Source organism: Bacillus sp. AR2-1 (assembly GCF_008368755.1).
In the GTDB taxonomy this organism is placed as follows: Bacteria; Bacillota; Bacilli; order Bacillales; family Bacillaceae_G; genus Bacillus_A; species Bacillus_A wiedmannii.
The window spans coordinates 37,891-55,068 of the sequence record NZ_QORY01000017.1 but is presented as its reverse complement, the minus strand read 5'-3'; the positions used below and the strand labels follow the sequence as shown (position 1 = coordinate 55,068).

Below are 17,178 nucleotides of genomic sequence, written 5' to 3'. Positions count from 1 at the left end.
GGTTTCTTTTTATTTTGTAACGAATACTTTTTGATTTACAGGTGTTACAGGCTCTTCACCGTTTAATACTGCTAAAATATTTCTTACTGCCATTTCAGCCATCGCATCACGCGTTTCGAATGTTGCATTTCCTACGTGAGGAGCAAGTACTACATTCTTTAACCCTTTTAGCTCTTCAGTAATTTTCGGTTCAAATTCAAACACATCAAGAGCCGCCCCTTCAATTTCATTCGTTTTTAATGCATGAGCGAGTGCTGCTTCATGCATGATTGGTCCACGTGAAGCATTTATAATATACGCTGTTTTCTTCATCATTTTGAACTGTTCTTCATCAATCATATGGTGCAATTTCGGATTATACGCACAGTTAATTGTAATAAAGTCTGCTGTTTGTAATAATTCTTCTAATGTTACATATGTTGCTTCCAGCTCACTTTCAGCTTCAGGCTTTCGGTTTGGTCCTGTATATAAAACATTCATTCCAAACGCTTTCGCACGCTTTGCAACTGCCTTTCCGATTTCTCCAAGGCCAATAATTCCAATTGTTTTACCGTGTACTTCGCGGCCTAAGAAAAATAATGGTGCCCATCCATTAAATCCAGTTGTACGACATAGCGTATCACCTTCCGGAATTCTACGTGCCGCTGCTAAAAGAAGTGCAAATGTTAGTTCTGCAGTAGCTTCAGTTGATACTTTCGGTGTATTCGATACTACAATTCCTTTTTCACCCGCATACGTGTAATCAATATTGTCGTAACCAGCACCATAGTTTGCAACAATCTTCAAATTAGGTGCCGCATCAATCACTTCTTTTGTCACCTTTGTAGAAAGTAGGCTTAACAATGCATCTTTGTCTTTTACACGCTCTGTTAATTCATCTAAAGAAATTAACGCCTCTTTATCGTACATTTCTACATCATGATCCTTTAATAGTTCTAATCCGATTGCTGGAATTTTCCCTGCTACTAATATTTTTGCCACTACTAACACCTCTTCTATAGAAAATAAGATATCTCTTATCTTTTATTGTAAGAAATCCACATATAAAAACCAAGGAATTTGATTATAGTTTTGAAAATCGACACTTTTCCACAAAAAAAGAGGAGATGCAAGTCTCCCCCTCTTCTTATGCTTTTTCTTGCGATTGTTTTCCAAGCTTCACATCGATCGTTCCCTCTGCAACTGTATCACTAATTTGTTCCTCAATAACGGATTGAGATGTAGCATTCGTTTCAGAAGTATAAGCTTGTTGTTGTGCAACTTGTACATTTTGTTTATTTTGTTGTTTCGCCATTTCTTACCCTCCTTTTTATTCTTTCTTATTTTGAACAAAAAGGGTGGTTTTCATCAAAAAATCGTGATCATTTTGAAATTGTTACTTCTTCTTCCAGTAATCTCATCGTTCTTACTCGTTTCGTAAATGTAGCTATGTGAGAAATATCATGATTACGTAACGTCTTTATATTCTCTTCCACATATTTCCCTAAATCATTCGGATAATGAGCATCTGAGGAGAGAGTAACTGGAACGCCATGCTTAGCTAGTACTTGTAAATATAGCGGACTCGGACACATTTCGCGTACAGGATAGCGATAGTACAATCCTGCATTTATTTCCGTTGCCGTATTTGTTTCTACTAACGCACGCGCAATTTCCTTATAATAAGAAAGTTGTTCATTTTCATCTAACCGATAATTAAATACTTTTATGTTATCAAGATGAGCTATAATATCAAATAAATTAGAGCGAACTGCACACTCAACCGTTTTGAAAAACGTATCATATAAAGCATATAAGTCATGTTCCTTAAAATATTCTTTCGTATCTGGATTATCAAATCCCCATCCATTTAAAAAATGAACAGAACCAATTACATAATCAAAATCTCCTAATGCGAGTAAAGATTGTAATTCTTGTTCACCACCAATAAAATAATCCGCTTCAATTCCAAGTTTAAGCGTAACACCTCTTTTACTCCACCGTTCTTTCGCCTCTTCAATTGCCTTTGTAAAATCATGCAGTGATGTTACTCTTACTTGGTCTAACCATTCCTTCTGTAAACGACCAAGCCTCGAATCACTAATATCGACATATCTTTCATAGTATTCTCTCGCTTCATAAAAACGGTATAAATGATCGGCAATACCAACTTCTTTTATACCTTTTTGCAAAGCTTCTTCTAAATATAACTCAATCCATTTCATTGTAAATGGCCCTTCTTTCACACGTCTTTGCAGGCGTTCTTGTGTTTTCACAAGCCATTCCATAGAATGTTTCTCTTCTTTAAGTGGTTCATAATGTTGTAACACTTCATTTATTTTAGCTAGCCATCCTATTGAATATGGCCCTTCTTCTAAATGAATGTGATAATCCACCTTCATCTACATTTCCCCCTTATAATGTATCTATTTCACTTCTGTCCCCTACTCGCGAAAGCTTCCCATTTCTTTCTGTCACTTCCTCCATAACATCTTCTAATGATATATTTTTTTCAGCTAATAAAACAAAGCAGTGATACAATACATCAACCATTTCTTTCACTAATTCTTCTTTGTCATTATTTTTAGATGCGATAATTACTTCCGTGCATTCTTCACCAATTTTCTTTAAAATTTTATCTTCGCCTTTTGAAAATAAATAATTTGTATACGATTCAGGAAGTGGATTTCCCTTTCGTTCTTCAATTGTTTCAAATAGTAATTTAAAGGCATTTTCCATATGTATCCCCCTATATAATTTGGTAGTGAAAACATGTTTTCTCTCCTGTATGACAAGCAGGTCCCACTTGCTTTACGACAACAACAATTGAATCTTGATCACAATCTAAGTAAAGAGATTGCACATATTGGACATTTCCTGATGTTTCTCCTTTATTCCATAACGATTGTCTTGAACGAGAATAAAAACATGTTCTTTTCGTTTCTAGCGTTTTTTCATATGCTTCTTCATTCATATAAGCTAGCATTAAAACTTCTTTTGTCCCTTCTTCAATTACAACTGCTGGTAATAATCCTTTTGAAAAGTTAGGTTTCATAACCGCACCTCAACATTTGCATTTCTTAATTTTCTCTTTACGTCCTGCACTGTCGCCTCACCATAATGAAAGATGGATGCCGCAAGTGCTGCATCAACTGTTGTCTTTTGAAAAACTTCTATAATGTGATCAACGTGACCACATCCGCCTGACGCGATGACTGGTACGGAAACGCTTTTTGAAATTTCTTCTGTTAAACGAAGATCATACCCGTTTTTCGTTCCATCTGCATCCATACTCGTTAACAAAATTTCGCCTGCCCCTAGCTCGGCAACGTGTTTTGCCCACCCGATTGCATCCATACCCGTATCAACTCTTCCGCCGTTCACATAAACATTCCACTTTTCTTCTGCTACTTTTCTAGCATCAATTGCTACGACAATACATTGTGAGCCAAAGTGTTCTGCCCCTTCTTCGATTAGCTTTGGATTTCGCACTGCCGCTGAGTTGATTGAAACTTTATCCGCTCCAGCTCTTAGTAAATTGTACATATCTTTAACACTTGAAATTCCCCCGCCAACTGTAAGAGGAATAAATACTTTCGAAGCTGTTTTTTCTACAACATCTAGAATTGTTTTTCGTCCTTCATGCGTTGCCGTAATATCTAAAAATACAATTTCATCTGCTCCCGCCTCATTATATAAAGCGGCTATTTCAACAGGATCACCGACGTCTTGTAACCCTATAAAATTTACACCCTTTACGACTCGGCCCTCTTTCACATCTAGACATGGAATAATGCGTTTCGCTAACATAACTTTGTTACCTCTAACACTTCTTCTAAATCAATCGTTTTCTCATAAAGAGCCTTACCAATTATGACGCCGTATATATTCATATCATTTAATTTTTTCACATCTTGAATAGATGCCACTCCTCCAGAAGCAATAAGACGAATGCTCACGCTTTTTTGTAGTAACTCCAATTGCTCTAAATTCGGTCCTGCAAGTGTCCCGTCTTTCGAAATGTCTGTAAACACAATCGTTTGAACACCTACATTCTCCATTTGCTTTGCTAAATCAATGTAAGAAATTTCAGACACATCAAGCCAGCCTCTCGTTGCTACGAAACCATTTTTCGCATCAATTCCAACAATGATTTTCTCTTTATATAGAAGAACTGCTTCTTCTAAAAATTCCTTATCATAAAGAGCAGCTGTTCCTAAAATCACTTTATCTACACCCACTGACAATAACTTCTCTACCGCTACAAGTGATCGAATTCCTCCTCCAACTTGCACAGGAATACGTACTGCCTTGCAAATTCTTTCAATAACGAGCAAATTTACTGACTCGCCAGCAATTGCGCCATCTAAATCAACAATGTGCAACTTTTTCGCTCCCAATTTTTCGAATATAATCGCTTGCGCAACCGGATCTTCATTCATTACGGTTTCTTTACTAAACTCTCCTTGATAAAGTCTAACGCATCGCCCCTCTTTTAAATCGATAGCTGGGAAGATTTCCATGCCTCTACCACCCCTTTGAAATTTTTCAACATTTGCATTCCAATGTCACCGCTTTTTTCAGGATGAAACTGTGCGCCGTATATATTTCCTTTTGCTACAAAACCAGGTACTTTCACTCCATATTCACTTATCCCATACACAATTTCATTTGGACAATCTGCATAATAAGAGTGAACATAATATACGAAAGAACCGTCCTCTACTCCATTCCAAAGTGCTATTTCTCCCTCTTTCTTTAACTCATTCCATCCCATATGTGGAATTTTATAAGGAACCTTTAACTTTCGAATAACACCTGGCAATAAACTTAATCCGTTACAGTCTTGTAGTTCCTCACTTTTTTCAAATAAAAGCTGCATCCCTAGGCAAATGCCCAGAAGCGGTTTTCCTGAACGCCCGACTTCTTTTAACACACGCACTAAATTTTTTTCTTCCAATACATCCATCGCTTTCGGAAATGCACCTACTCCTGGTAAAATCACTCCATCACTTCTAAAAATCTTTTCTTTATCACCCGTTACGATGTACTCTGCTCCAATATATTGTAATGCTTGTTCCACACTGCGAATATTTCCCATTCCATAATCTATAATAGCAATCAATTACAACATCCCTTTCGTGGAATTTACACCAGTAATGCTGGCATTTCTTTCGACTGCTTCTCTAAGCGCTCTACCAAACGCTTTAAATAACGCTTCAACTTTGTGATGTGTATTGCTTCCGTATAAAATGCGAGCGTGTAATGTAATATTGGCAGCATGAGCAACTGCTCTAAAAAATTCTTCTGTTAGTTCTGTATCAAAATCCCCTAGCTTCGGATTCGTTAATTCTCCTTGAAATACAATATGTGAGCGCCCGCTAATATCAATTGCGACAAAACCTAAAGATTCATCCATCGGTACATATGCGGAGCCATAACGGTTAATCCCCTCTTTATTTTGCAATGCTTCTTTCAAACAATTTCCGAGTACAATTCCAACATCTTCAACTGTATGATGCGCATCAACGAATACATCGCCTTCCGCCTCCACTTGTAAACCGAATCTTCCATGCCTTGCAAATAAAGTTAGCATATGATCAAAAAATCCAACTCCCGTTTGTACAGAAACGTTCTTGCCTTCATCAAGCTGCAAACTTAATTTGATTTTTGTTTCTGTCGTCTCACGTATTTGACTGCACTCACGCATTATTCTTCCTCCTCAAATCTTATTTGAATTGCTCTCGCATGCGCATGTAATCCTTCTTTATTGGCAAGTTCTACAATATGATGTTGTACATCTCTTAACGCTTCCTCCGTATAAGACAGAAAGCTTGATTTTTTCACGAAATCATCGACTGATAACGGTGAGAAAAACCTTGCCGTTCCACTTGTCGGTAACACGTGATTCGGTCCTGCTAAATAATCACCGAGCGGTTCCGGTGCATATGGACCAAGAAAGATAGATCCTGCATGTTTCACATAAGCTAGAGCATTCATCGGTTCTTTTATATGTAACTCTAAATGTTCTGGAGCGATTTCATTCGATAATTGTAGCGCCTCATCTAAAGAAGGAACGATAAAGATAGCTCCATTTCTATTTATCGATTCACGTGCAATTTCGCTTCTTGGTAATGTTTCTAACTGTCTTTCTATCTCTCTTTCTACTTCTTTTGCTAACTCTATATTCGTTGTAATACAAATTGCTGTTGCTCTCTCGTCATGTTCTGCTTGTGATAATAAATCAGCAGCGATATATTTTGCATTACCGGTTTCATCAGCAATAACTACAATTTCTGACGGTCCAGCAATCATATCGATATTTACTATTCCGTATACTTCTCGTTTCGCCAGAGCGACGTACAAATTTCCTGGTCCAACTATTTTATCTACTTTTGGAATCGATTCCGTCCCATATGCTAAAGCAGCAATTGCTTGCGCACCACCTATCGTATAAATTTCATCTACTCCTGCAAGGCTTGCAGCAACTAAAATATGTGGATCAATCCCCCCTTGCCTTGGTGGTGTTACCATTACAATCTTTTTCACACCAGCGAGTTTTGCTGGCAATACATTCATTAATACTGACGAAGGATACGAAGCAGTTCCGCCCGGCACATATACCCCTATATTTTCTAACGGCCGAATGATTTGCCCTCTAATAATGCCTTCACTCGTGCAATCGAACATGGATTGTCTTTTTTGCTTTTCGTGATAAGAAATAATGTTTTTCTTCGCCTCTTGTAACGCTTCTAAAAATGAATTCTCTACAAACATACCCGCTCGTTTTATTTCTTCCTCACTTACACGAAACTCTTTAATCTCCACACCATCAAACTTTTTTGTATAAAAAGATAGAGCCTCATCCGTACTCTTCCTTACCTTTCGAACGATTTCGCTTACACTTCTTTGAACAGTTTCTTCTATTATATTAGCGTTTTCTCGTAGCAATTTTATTTTCGATAACGCCTTTTGAAAATCTTCACAAACTATCTCCATTACAAGTCCCCCTATTTTCCTGACAAAATTTCTTGCTCCATCATATTTACAATACTGAATATTTCGTCTTTTTTAGTTTTTAATGCAGCCTTATTTACAATCATCCGAGCAGATATAGAATACATTTCCTCAAATACAATGAGCCCATTTTCTTGTAATGTTTTTCCTGTTTCCACAATATCAACAATTGCATCTGCCAATCCAAGAATAGGAGCGATTTCTACAGAACCTTCTATTTTAATAATTTCTACATCCTCCCCTTTATCATGAAAATAGTTAGAAGTAATATGTGGATATTTCGTCGCAATGCGTTTCTTTCGGTAGCTCTTCGGATTATACGTAGGAATAGAAGCAACACAAAACTTACACACGCCCACTCCTAAATCTAACATTTCATAAATATCTTTCTCGTTTTCCATTAAAATATCTTTTCCAACGACCCCAATATCAGCTACTCCATGTTCTACATAAGTAGCAACATCTACTGCTTTCACTAAAATAAATGAGATATCTGTATTTTTACTTTGAAAAACAAGCTTTCGTCCTTTATTTTTGAGCTCCGAACAATCAATTCCAATCTGCTCAAAGAGCGGAATCACATGTTTTTCTAATCTTCCCTTCGTTAACGCAATTTGAATGTTACGCATGAAGTTTCTCCTTCTTTCTGGACTACCCATTTCTCTTTCCATACATATTCCACTAATGATTCGTTCTTCGCCTCAACGACCGTTACTATTTGATTTTTTCTTGCAAATTGAAAGGTGTCATTTACATTAGAGAATAAGGATAGCTCTACTTTTTTCCCGTCCTTTTGAAGTAAATTTCGTAATCTTTCCGCTTCTGCTAATCTATTTAACTCATAATGAATAATAATATCTATTCCCTTTTGTTCATATGGTTCTTGTTGCTCTTGCAGCGCCTTCACAATTTGATTGACTTGCACCGCGAGTCCAACAGCCGGCAGCATCTCTCCAAAATTTCCAATTAACTCATCATATCTTCCGCCACTAACAATTTCTTCTCCTATTTCATATATATACCCTTTGAAAATAACTCCCGTATAGTAATCTAAATGTTGGATCATACCTAAATCAATTGATATGTAAGATCCATAGCCTAGTCTTTCAATTGCTTCATATATTTCTTTCACTCTTGCAATCGCCATTTTCATTTCATTACTTGAGGCGAGTTTTTCTGCTTCCTCAATCACTTCTAAGTTCCCAAATAGTCTTGGTAACTTCTCAAGTAATCTTACTGTTTCATCACATCGATCTAATTTCTTTTCTCTAATAAAATTTGATAGAGCCGCATAATTTTTACTTTCAATGTATGTCCTAAGTACTCTCTCTTCTTCCTCATGAATGGAGAGTTTTTTTACAATACATTTATATAATTGCACTTGCCCAATCTCTATTGTAAAAGATTGTACCTTCACCTTTTGAAGTGATTGAATGACGCTTATGACGCATTCAATTTCAGCTCTTACATTATCAATACCTATAATTTCAATACCACTTTGTACAATTTCATTATATTTTCCAGTAAGGGACTCATTCGCCCGAAATACATTCCCGCCATACGTCAGTTTAAGCGGCGTATCCCACCTCTGCGTTCCCATCACTCTCGCTAAAGGAATTGTCATATCTGGACGTAACACGATAATCCGTCCCTTTTCATCAAAAAATTTATACATCTTTTCTTCATCTATCGGTCTATTTTGGAAGGCAAAAACATCATAAAATTCAATTGTAGGTGTCCTTATTTCCTCATAACCTCGCCCTAAAAAAGTACGTCTTAATTTTTGCTCCACCTCTTCAATTAACGTACATTCTTCGAATAAATAGTCTCTCGTTCCATTTGGGTTTGCCCGTTTCCATTTTGTCATCTAAATTCTCACACCTTTCCCTTTCTAATGTATGCTCATTTCATTCACCTAAACCGAAAATAAAAAGAGCCTTGTAGACAAAATACCTACAAGGCTCTTTAGTAGAGTGTAGGTACAACGGGAATAACCCTTGTACCTACACGTTTTCACGCTAGGTTCAAGGGCTTTATGTATGATGATGTAGTTGTGTAAGCACTTTAATAGATTGCATGATATTCATAATACTTACTCCCTTTCTCCTCTGATTTTTACATAGTATATAATACTTAATTCTGAATGTAAATACTTTTTGAACATTCCGTTATTTCTTAATGTAAAGCTACTCTCCTTTCATACTCTACAATTTCTTGTTCATATTGCATCGTAATACTAATTTCGTCTAGACCATTTAATAATTTCTCTTTCCACATTTTCTCGATTGTAAAATGAAACCTGTGCGTACTTGTTTTAATTACCTCATTCTCTAAATCTACTTCTATTTGTTCTCTCGCATCCGTTATGGCAAGTTGTTCTCGCATTTCTTTACCCATTACAATTGGTAACATACCATTTTTCATACAATTCATATAAAAAATATCTGCAAACCCGCCGGCGATAATAACGCGAAAACCATAATCAGCAAGCGCCCACGGAGCATGTTCTCTTGAAGAACCACAACCAAAATTATCACCTGTAATTAATATACTTGCTCCTTTTCTATTTTGTGCATTAAGCGGAAAATTAGGGTTTTCATGGCGGTTATTATCATAACGCCATTCATCGAATAAATATTTTCCAAATCCCGTCCTTTCAATTCTCTTTAAGTATTGCTTCGGAATAATTTGATCTGTATCAATGTTATTATTCATCAGTACTGCAGCAGTACCTTTATGAATACGAAATGGCTCCATCATAACTCTCCTTTCTAGTATCAACAAAATGACCGTATAACGCAGCTGCTGCCGCCATTGCTGGGCTAACTAAATGTGTTCGTGCCCCTTTTCCTTGTCTTCCTTCAAAATTACGATTTGAAGTCGAAGCACAATGTTCTCCTTCAGGTACTTGATCTGGATTCATTCCAAGACACATTGAACATCCAGGTTCTCTCCATTCAAATCCAGCTTCTTCAAATATGTGATGTAGCCCTTTTTGCATCGCAGCTTCTCTTACTCTTTTCGATCCAGGCACAACGAGCGCTCGCACACCTTCTTTTACCTTTCTCCCTTTCACAACAGATGCAGCAATTTCTAAATCAGAAAGCCTGGAATTTGTACAAGATCCAATGAAAACATGCTGAACAGGAATGTCATACGTGCTTTGTCCAGGGCTTAATCCCATATAAGAAAATGCTCTTTCGTCATTTGCATCCTGCTTTTCTGGCAATTTTTCATCAATACGAACACCCATACTCGGGTTTGTTCCCCATGTAACGTACGGTGCTAAATCCGTCACATCTATCGAAATATGCAAATCATAAATTGCATCTGAATCTGTATAAAGTTCAGACCATTTCTTCTCGAATGTTTCAAAGTCTTTCGGTGCATATTTACGTCCTTTTACATAGGCAAATGTTTTTTCATCTGGTGCTATAATACCAGCCTTTGCTCCTCCTTCAATTGCCATATTACAAAGCGTCATTCTCTCTTCCATCTCCATAGCCTCAATCGTATCTCCGTAAAATTCCATTACATATCCAGTTCCAACTGCTACACCGTACTTTGAAAGGAAATGCAAAATAATATCTTTTGCGTAAACACCTTTCTGTAATTTTCCTTTTAACTCAATACCCATCGCTTTCGGCTTTCGTTGCCATAACGTTTGCGTTGCCAATACATGCTCCACTTCACTCGTACCAATGCCAAATGCTAGTGCGCCAAACGCACCATGCGTTGCTGTATGACTATCACCACAAACAATTGTTTTTCCTGGTTGTGTAAGTCCAAGTTCTGGTCCGATAACATGAACAATCCCTTGCTCTTCATCCCCGATATCCGCTAACGGCACCTGAAATTGTTTACAATTTTCCCGGAGTGTATCTAGTTGCTGCTTCGCAATGCGATCGGTAATATTCCAAACATCTTTCGTTGGAATATTATGATCCATCGTTGCGAATGTTAAATCCGATCTGCGAACCGTTCGATTTATAAGCCGCAAGCCTTCAAAGGCTTGCGGTGACGTTACTTCATGAACAAGATGAAGATCGATATATAATAAATCTAATCCATTTTCGTTTGTCGTAACTACGTGTCTTTCCCAAAGTTTATCTAGCAGCCTTTTTCCCATTATCTCCCTCTCCCTACTAACGCTTGCTCTTCCATCTCTTGTATAACTGCCTTCGTAAATGAAGTTGTCGTCTCATCTCCTCCGATATCTGCTGTACATTTTCCTAATTTAAGAACTGCAGATATCGCAGATTCAATTGCATTCCCTTCTCTCGTTAATTCAAATGATTGCCCAAGCATCATTGCAACAGAGCGCATCATTGCAATTGGATTTGCCTTATTTTTCCCGGCAATATCCGGTGCTGATCCGTGAATAGGCTCGTATAATGAAGGTCCCTTTTCCGCATGACTTGCTGATGGAAGCATTCCTAATGATCCCGCTAATACTGAAGCCTCGTCACTCAAAATATCCCCAAATAAATTTTCCGTTACAATTACATCAAACCGTCCTGGATTCCGAATTAACTCCATCGCAGCTGCATCTACTAAAATATGTTCTAGTTCAACGTCTGGATAACGAAGTGCTACTTCTTCCGTAATAGTTCTCCATAGTTTACTAGATTCTAAAACATTCGCCTTATCAATAGATGTTACTTTTTTCTTCCGCTTACTCGCTAATTGAAAGGCATAAGAAACGATCCGTTCAATTTCATGACGATGATACGTAAGTGTATCTGTTGCTACTTCGTCCGTTCGTTCTTTCGGATAAGAAAAATAAATTCCGCCTGTTAATTCACGAACAACAACGAAATCAATTTCATCAGCGTTTTTTAATGGCGATAAATGTGCCGTTGCGCTTTCTACCGTTACAGGGCGAACGTTCGCAAATACTCCAAGTCCTTTTCTTAGAGCTAATAATCCTTTCTCCGGTCTTTCTTTCGCGCTATCCCACCTTGGTCCACCAACCGCTCCAAGTAAAACCGCATCACTTGCTAAACAAGCGGCAAGCGTTCGTTGTGGTAATGGTTGCCCATTTAAATCGATAGCACTCCCGCCAAAGTACTCATCTTGTAAGTGAAAATGATGTCCATATAACCTTTCTACCATATGCAATACTTCTTTCGCACTTTCCATAATTTCTGGGCCAACACCATCACCAGCTAAACAAACGATACGTTTTTCCAATTTCAACACTCCTTTTAACTGAATTTTCAGAACTTTAATTTGATAGGTAAGGAAGCTTCTCCCTCACCCATCAAACACTTATTTCACAAGCGCTATAAGAGATTTTAATTTCCCTGCTGCATGGACATATGCTCTTGCCGACGCTTCCAATACATCTTGCGCAACACCAAAACCTGATACTTGATGCGTTCCTTCTTTTAATTCAACATGAACATGAGCCAGTGCGTCTTGACCTTGTGTAATAGATTGTATGCGATAATCCGCCAATTCACATTCTAATCCTAAAATTCTTTGGATTGCATTATAGATCGCCTCAATACTACCAGAACCAGTGGCTGCATCTTCGTATGCATTTCCTTCTTCGTCTTTTAGTACAACTGTCGCGCATTGTGTACTATTTGATACGAAATGAACTTGTAGTTGCGTAATGTTATATTGCTGAGCTGCAAATGCTGCTTCACCAAGCATAAGTGCACGTAAATCTTCCTCAGTAATTTCCTTCTTACGATCAGCTAATTTTTTGAACGCTTCAAACACCGCATCTCGTTCTTCCTTTGTAAATTCATAGCCAAGCTCTTTCATTTTTTCTGTAAACGCGTGACGTCCAGAATGTTTTCCAAGTACGAATAGATTTTGAGATTCGCCTATTAGCGCTGGTTCAATAATTTCATATGTTGTCACTTCTTTTAAAACACCATCTTGATGAATTCCGGATTCATGAGCAAATGCATTCGCTCCAACGATCGCTTTATTTTTCGGTACAACCATACCTGTTAATCTGCTTACTAATGTACTCGTCGCTTTAATTTCTTTTAGCGTCATAGAAGACTCCGCCTTATAGAAATCTTTTCTAATATGAAGAGCAACTGCGACCTCTTCTAGCGCCGCATTACCTGCTCTTTCTCCAATTCCATTAATTGTTCCTTCTACTTGCAACGCTCCGCCTTCAACCGCAGCTAATGAATTTGCTACTGCCATCCCAAGATCATCGTGACAATGACAAGAGAAAATTGCTTTTTCATATGAAGGAACGGATTCTTGTAAGTATTTAAAAAGAGAATAATATTCTTCTGGATTCGTATATCCAACTGTATCTGGAATATTAATTACATTCGCTCCTGCACGAATCGCAACTTCAACTGCTTCAGCTAAAAAATCTCTTGCTGTTCTTGTCGCATCTTCTGCAGAAAATTGTACTGTCGGAAATAATGATTTCCCGAGTGTAACCGAGCGGTGAATACTATCTAATACATCTTCTTTTGACATACAAAGTTTATATTTCATATGAATATCACTTGTAGCTAAAAATACGTGTAAACGAGGAGATACAGCACCTTTCACCGCTTCATATGCTCTTCGAATATCACTTTCTTTCGCTCTAGCTAAACTCATAACTGTAGCATTTTGAATGGTATTTGCGATGCGTTTTACCGATTGAAAATCCCCTTCGGAAGCTGCTGCAAAACCAGCTTCCATGACATTAATACCTAGTCTCTCTAATTGCCTTGCAATTTGCAATTTCTCTTGTTCATTTAAATTTACTCCTGGTGATTGTTCGCCATCACGTAGCGTCGTATCCATGAACAAAATCTGCTTCATATTATTTGACCCCTGCCTTTACTCGCGGCTGTACAAACGGCATCATTTCACGTAATTTACGTCCAACTACTTCAATTTCGTGTTCATTCTCTTTCTCATTTGTCGCATGGAAATTTGGTTTTCCTGCTTTATGCTCTGCAATCCAGCCTCTTGCAAATGTACCATCTTGAATTTCTGCTAGCACTGCACCCATCGCTTTCTTCGTATCTTCCGTTACAACGCGTGGTCCTGATACGAAGTCGCCCCACTGCGCTGTATCTGAAACTGAATATCTCATATTTTCAAGTCCGCCTTCATACATCAGGTCAACGATTAGTTTTAGTTCATGTAAACATTCAAAATATGCAAGTTCCGGTTGATAACCAGCATCAACTAACGTTTCAAATCCAGCTTTTACTAGCGCAGTTACTCCACCGCAAAGCACAGCTTGCTCTCCAAATAAATCTGTTTCTGTTTCTTCTTTAAATGTCGTTTCTAATACACCAGCTCTCGTCGCTCCAATCCCATCAGCATAAGAAAGTGCCTTTTCAGTCGCAACTCCTGTTGCATCTTGGTATACTGCAAATAATGCAGGAACAGCTGCGCCTTCAGCAAATGTACGGCGCACAAGATGACCTGGCCCTTTTGGCGCTACTAGAAATACATCTACATTAGCTGGTGGTTTCACTTGATCAAAGTGAACATTAAATCCGTGTGCAAAAACGAGAGAATTTCCTGCCTTTAAATTTGGCGCAATTTCCGCTTCATATACTTCTGGCTGGAGTTCATCTGGTAGTAGAATCATTACTACATCAGCTTTTTCCGCTGCTTCTGCTACTGTATATACAGAAAATCCATCTTCTTTCGCTTTATCCCAAGACTTCCCTTTTCTTAAACCTATTACTACATCAAATCCGTTATCACGTAAGTTTTGCGCATGCGCATGACCTTGCGAACCATATCCAATGATTGCTACTTTCTTTTCTTTTAATACATTTACCGTTACATCTTTCTCATAATAAACTTTTGTCATTTTCATTTCCCCCTATATTTAAATGATTATTGAATTAACATAACTTGCTTATCTTGTTTTTTCATACTACGCGTAAATGCTGTTACACCTGTTCTAGCAATTTCTTTCAAACCATACGGACGAAGTAATTCAATTAATGCTTCTACTTTCTCCTGCGTACCAGTTACTTGCACAACTATGGAATCCTTCCCAACATCTATTACAGCGGCTCGAAACGGTTCAATTAAACTATATAATTCTGCTCTTGCTACTGATGTTGCTACTTTAATAAGTGCAAGTTCTCTTGCGATCATCGCTTCTTCTGTAATATCTGATACTTTCAGAACATCAATTTGCTTATGAAGTTGTTTAATTAACTGCTCCACTTGCTGTTCATTTTCAACGTGTACAACAATCGTCATCCGCGATATGTCCGATGATTCCGTATGACCTACTGAAATACTTTCAATATTAAAATGTCTTCGTGTCATAACACCCGTAATTCGGTTTAATACACCACTTTGATTTCGAACTGTCGCTGTAACAATTCTCTTCACCTTTTTTCCACTCCCTCCATTTGGTGAACACCTTTCCCTGGCGCAACCATCGGCATTACCTTTTCTGATTGAAGTACACGGCAATCAATTACGACCGGTTCTTTTAATTCAATCGCCTGCTTTATTTGCTTCTTTGCAAGAAGTGGATCATCTATACGAACTCCTTTTATGCCATACGCATTCGCAAGAGCGACGAAATCTGGTTGACACGACAGTAAAGAGTGCGAGTATCTTTGATTATAAAATTCATCTTGCCATTGTCTTACCATTCCTAAAGCTTCATTATTTAAAATAAATACTTTAACAGGCAATGAGTGTTCTTTTAACACACTTAATTCTTGCAAGGTCATTTGAAATCCAGCGTCACCTACAATTGCAATAACTAGTTCCTCAGGCTTTGCAATTTGCGCACCAATTGCTGCTGGAAACCCAAATCCCATCGTTCCTAATCCTCCTGAAGTTACCCATTTATCTGGATTTTTGAGCGGATAATATTGTGCCGCCCACATTTGATGTTGCCCAACATCTGTTGTTACAATCGCTTCTCCTTTCGTAATTTCATATAACATATCAATTGCGTATTGAGGCTTAATACTTTCAGAATTTCGTTTATAAGAGAATGGATACTTTTCTTTTCTACTCTTTAGTAAAGAGATCCATTCATGATGATTTTCTTTCTTTCCTTCTGGTTGAAGTAATACTTCCAAAGCTCGCTTAGCACTTGCAACAATAGGAATTTCAGTCGGCACATTTTTTCCGATTTCGGCTGGATCAATATCGATATGCGCAACAGTCGCCTTTTTAGCAAAATAAGCTAAATTCCCAGTAAGACGATCATCGAATCTTGCACCTATATTAATAAGTAAGTCGCATTCATATAACGCCATATTGGCTGTGTAAGAACCGTGCATTCCTCCCATCCCTAGAAAAAGTTCATCATCTGGCGGAAACCCACCAAGACCAAGTAATGTATGCACAACAGGAATTTCATATTTACGAGCAAAACTTGTTAACTCTTTCGAAGCCTTCGCATGCAATACACCTGCTCCAGCTAAAATTAACGGCTTGTTTGCAGCGCTAATTGCTTGTAATAATTTGTTTATTTGGAGTAAATTTGGTTCATAATTAGGGTTGTATCCTGGTAAATCCATTTGTACGTCATTACAGCGTTCTCCTTGCTCTACTACCATATCTTTCGGAAGGTCAATAACGACTGGGCCTGGTCTTCCTGTTCTAGCAATATGAAATGCTTCTTTAATAATTCGAGGTAAATCTGAAGCCTTTCGCACTTGATAGTTATGTTTTGTCACCGGCATCGTAAGCCCCATAATATCCGCTTCTTGGAAAGCATCACTTCCAATTAACGTCGTTGCTACTTGCCCTGTAAATACAACAAGTGGTAATGAATCAATCATCGCATCTGCTAGACCGGTAATAACATTTGTAGCACCTGGCCCACTCGTTGCAATGACAACCCCTGGATTGCCAGTAATTCTGGCATACCCTTCCGCGGCGTGAATAGCTCCTTGCTCATGCCTTGTTAAAATATGCGGAATTTCACAGTCATAGAGTGCATCATAAAGAGGTAAAACAGCACCACCAGGATAACCGAAAATCACTTCTACTCCTTCCTTTTCTAACGCTTCTAACAATAGCTGTGCACCAGTTGCCAGTTTCTCTTCCGTTTTTGAAGACATTGTTCTTATAAGCCCCCTTTTTGAAAATTTTTATCAATAAAAAAAATCCTACGTCCACACTCCAGCTATGTGCTGAAGGGACGAAAGATTTCGTGGTACCACCCTTCTTCGCAAGAATACTCTTGCCTCAGTGACCCATAAATGA

Annotated in this window: 19 protein-coding genes and 1 other annotated feature (1 of these 20 only partly in view); all 19 genes read right to left on the bottom strand. The window is 38.0% G+C overall.

The genetic code is table 11. The annotated features are described in order from the left end of the window. Window positions 1–9: 9 nt before the first annotated feature. Window positions 10–981, bottom strand: coding sequence for a 2-hydroxyacid dehydrogenase family protein (locus tag DT250_RS18980; protein WP_087985506.1), 972 nt, complete (start codon window positions 979–981; stop codon window positions 10–12). A 145-nt stretch (window positions 982–1,126) separates the two neighbouring features. After that, entirely contained in the window at window positions 1,127–1,294 is a 168-nt protein-coding gene (locus DT250_RS18975; RefSeq protein WP_149213541.1) for a DUF4025 domain-containing protein, read from the bottom strand. A 67-nt stretch (window positions 1,295–1,361) separates the two neighbouring features. Beyond that, window positions 1,362–2,381 carry a histidinol phosphate phosphatase domain-containing protein gene (locus DT250_RS18970; protein WP_149213540.1) on the bottom strand — a complete coding sequence of 340 codons (1,020 nt, stop codon included), beginning with the start codon at window positions 2,379–2,381 and terminating at the stop codon, window positions 1,362–1,364. A 13-nt stretch (window positions 2,382–2,394) separates the two neighbouring features. After that, window positions 2,395–2,718: a phosphoribosyl-ATP pyrophosphatase gene (gene hisI, locus DT250_RS18965; RefSeq protein WP_000426349.1), complete on the bottom strand. Its 324-nt coding sequence runs from the start codon at window positions 2,716–2,718 to the stop codon at window positions 2,395–2,397. 10 nt (window positions 2,719–2,728) lie between these two features. Next, complete coding sequence (gene hisI, locus DT250_RS18960) at window positions 2,729–3,034, bottom strand: phosphoribosyl-AMP cyclohydrolase (RefSeq protein ID WP_087985503.1); 306 nt, start codon at window positions 3,032–3,034, stop codon at window positions 2,729–2,731. After that, window positions 3,031–3,789: an imidazoleglycerol phosphate synthase cyclase subunit gene (gene hisF, locus DT250_RS18955; RefSeq protein ID WP_149213539.1), complete on the bottom strand. Its 759-nt coding sequence runs from the start codon at window positions 3,787–3,789 to the stop codon at window positions 3,031–3,033. Before hisF ends, hisI (DT250_RS18960) begins: the two co-directional genes overlap by 4 nt. After that, window positions 3,783–4,502, bottom strand: coding sequence for a 1-(5-phosphoribosyl)-5-[(5-phosphoribosylamino)methylideneamino]imidazole-4-carboxamide isomerase (hisA, locus tag DT250_RS18950; protein WP_000402304.1), 720 nt, complete (start codon window positions 4,500–4,502; stop codon window positions 3,783–3,785). The genes hisF and hisA overlap by 7 nt, the downstream gene beginning before the upstream one ends. After that, entirely contained in the window at window positions 4,475–5,104 is a 630-nt protein-coding gene (gene hisH, locus DT250_RS18945; RefSeq protein ID WP_000560363.1) for an imidazole glycerol phosphate synthase subunit HisH, read from the bottom strand. Before hisH ends, hisA begins: the two co-directional genes overlap by 28 nt. Next, the gene (gene hisB / locus DT250_RS18940; RefSeq protein ID WP_088608741.1) at window positions 5,105–5,689 is read right to left on the bottom strand and encodes an imidazoleglycerol-phosphate dehydratase HisB; all 585 of its coding nucleotides are present in this window, start codon (window positions 5,687–5,689) and stop codon (window positions 5,105–5,107) included. Further along, the gene (gene hisD, locus DT250_RS18935; RefSeq protein ID WP_088062648.1) at window positions 5,689–6,978 is read right to left on the bottom strand and encodes a histidinol dehydrogenase; all 1,290 of its coding nucleotides are present in this window, start codon (window positions 6,976–6,978) and stop codon (window positions 5,689–5,691) included. Before hisD ends, hisB begins: the two co-directional genes overlap by 1 nt. A gap of 11 nt (window positions 6,979–6,989) precedes the next feature. Next, window positions 6,990–7,625 (bottom strand): ATP phosphoribosyltransferase, encoded by a 636-nt coding sequence (hisG, locus tag DT250_RS18930; RefSeq protein WP_088062646.1) that lies wholly within the window; start codon window positions 7,623–7,625, stop codon window positions 6,990–6,992. Continuing rightward, window positions 7,601–8,863: an ATP phosphoribosyltransferase regulatory subunit gene (gene hisZ / locus DT250_RS18925; RefSeq protein ID WP_088608739.1), complete on the bottom strand. Its 1,263-nt coding sequence runs from the start codon at window positions 8,861–8,863 to the stop codon at window positions 7,601–7,603. The genes hisG and hisZ overlap by 25 nt, the downstream gene beginning before the upstream one ends. Before the next feature lie 308 nt (window positions 8,864–9,171). Beyond that, on the bottom strand, window positions 9,172–9,753 hold the full coding sequence (gene leuD / locus DT250_RS18920) for a 3-isopropylmalate dehydratase small subunit (RefSeq protein ID WP_149213538.1): 582 nt from the start codon (window positions 9,751–9,753) through the stop codon (window positions 9,172–9,174). Continuing rightward, window positions 9,731–11,125 carry a 3-isopropylmalate dehydratase large subunit gene (leuC, locus tag DT250_RS18915; protein ID WP_149213537.1) on the bottom strand — a complete coding sequence of 465 codons (1,395 nt, stop codon included), beginning with the start codon at window positions 11,123–11,125 and terminating at the stop codon, window positions 9,731–9,733. The genes leuD and leuC overlap by 23 nt, the downstream gene beginning before the upstream one ends. After that, window positions 11,125–12,189 carry a 3-isopropylmalate dehydrogenase gene (gene leuB / locus DT250_RS18910; RefSeq protein ID WP_088608736.1) on the bottom strand — a complete coding sequence of 355 codons (1,065 nt, stop codon included), beginning with the start codon at window positions 12,187–12,189 and terminating at the stop codon, window positions 11,125–11,127. The genes leuC and leuB overlap by 1 nt, the downstream gene beginning before the upstream one ends. A gap of 78 nt (window positions 12,190–12,267) precedes the next feature. Beyond that, window positions 12,268–13,788 (bottom strand): 2-isopropylmalate synthase, encoded by a 1,521-nt coding sequence (leuA, locus tag DT250_RS18905; protein WP_076536199.1) that lies wholly within the window; start codon window positions 13,786–13,788, stop codon window positions 12,268–12,270. A 1-nt stretch (window position 13,789) separates the two neighbouring features. Continuing rightward, complete coding sequence (gene ilvC, locus DT250_RS18900; RefSeq protein WP_097889760.1) at window positions 13,790–14,806, bottom strand: ketol-acid reductoisomerase; 1,017 nt, start codon at window positions 14,804–14,806, stop codon at window positions 13,790–13,792. 20 nt (window positions 14,807–14,826) lie between these two features. After that, window positions 14,827–15,336, bottom strand: coding sequence for an acetolactate synthase small subunit (ilvN, locus tag DT250_RS18895; protein WP_000822948.1), 510 nt, complete (start codon window positions 15,334–15,336; stop codon window positions 14,827–14,829). Then, complete coding sequence (gene ilvB / locus DT250_RS18890) at window positions 15,333–17,033, bottom strand: acetolactate synthase large subunit (RefSeq protein ID WP_149213536.1); 1,701 nt, start codon at window positions 17,031–17,033, stop codon at window positions 15,333–15,335. The genes ilvN and ilvB overlap by 4 nt, the downstream gene beginning before the upstream one ends. Before the next feature lie 73 nt (window positions 17,034–17,106). Next, window positions 17,107–17,178: a binding site (T-box leader), on the bottom strand; it runs 156 nt beyond the window's last position.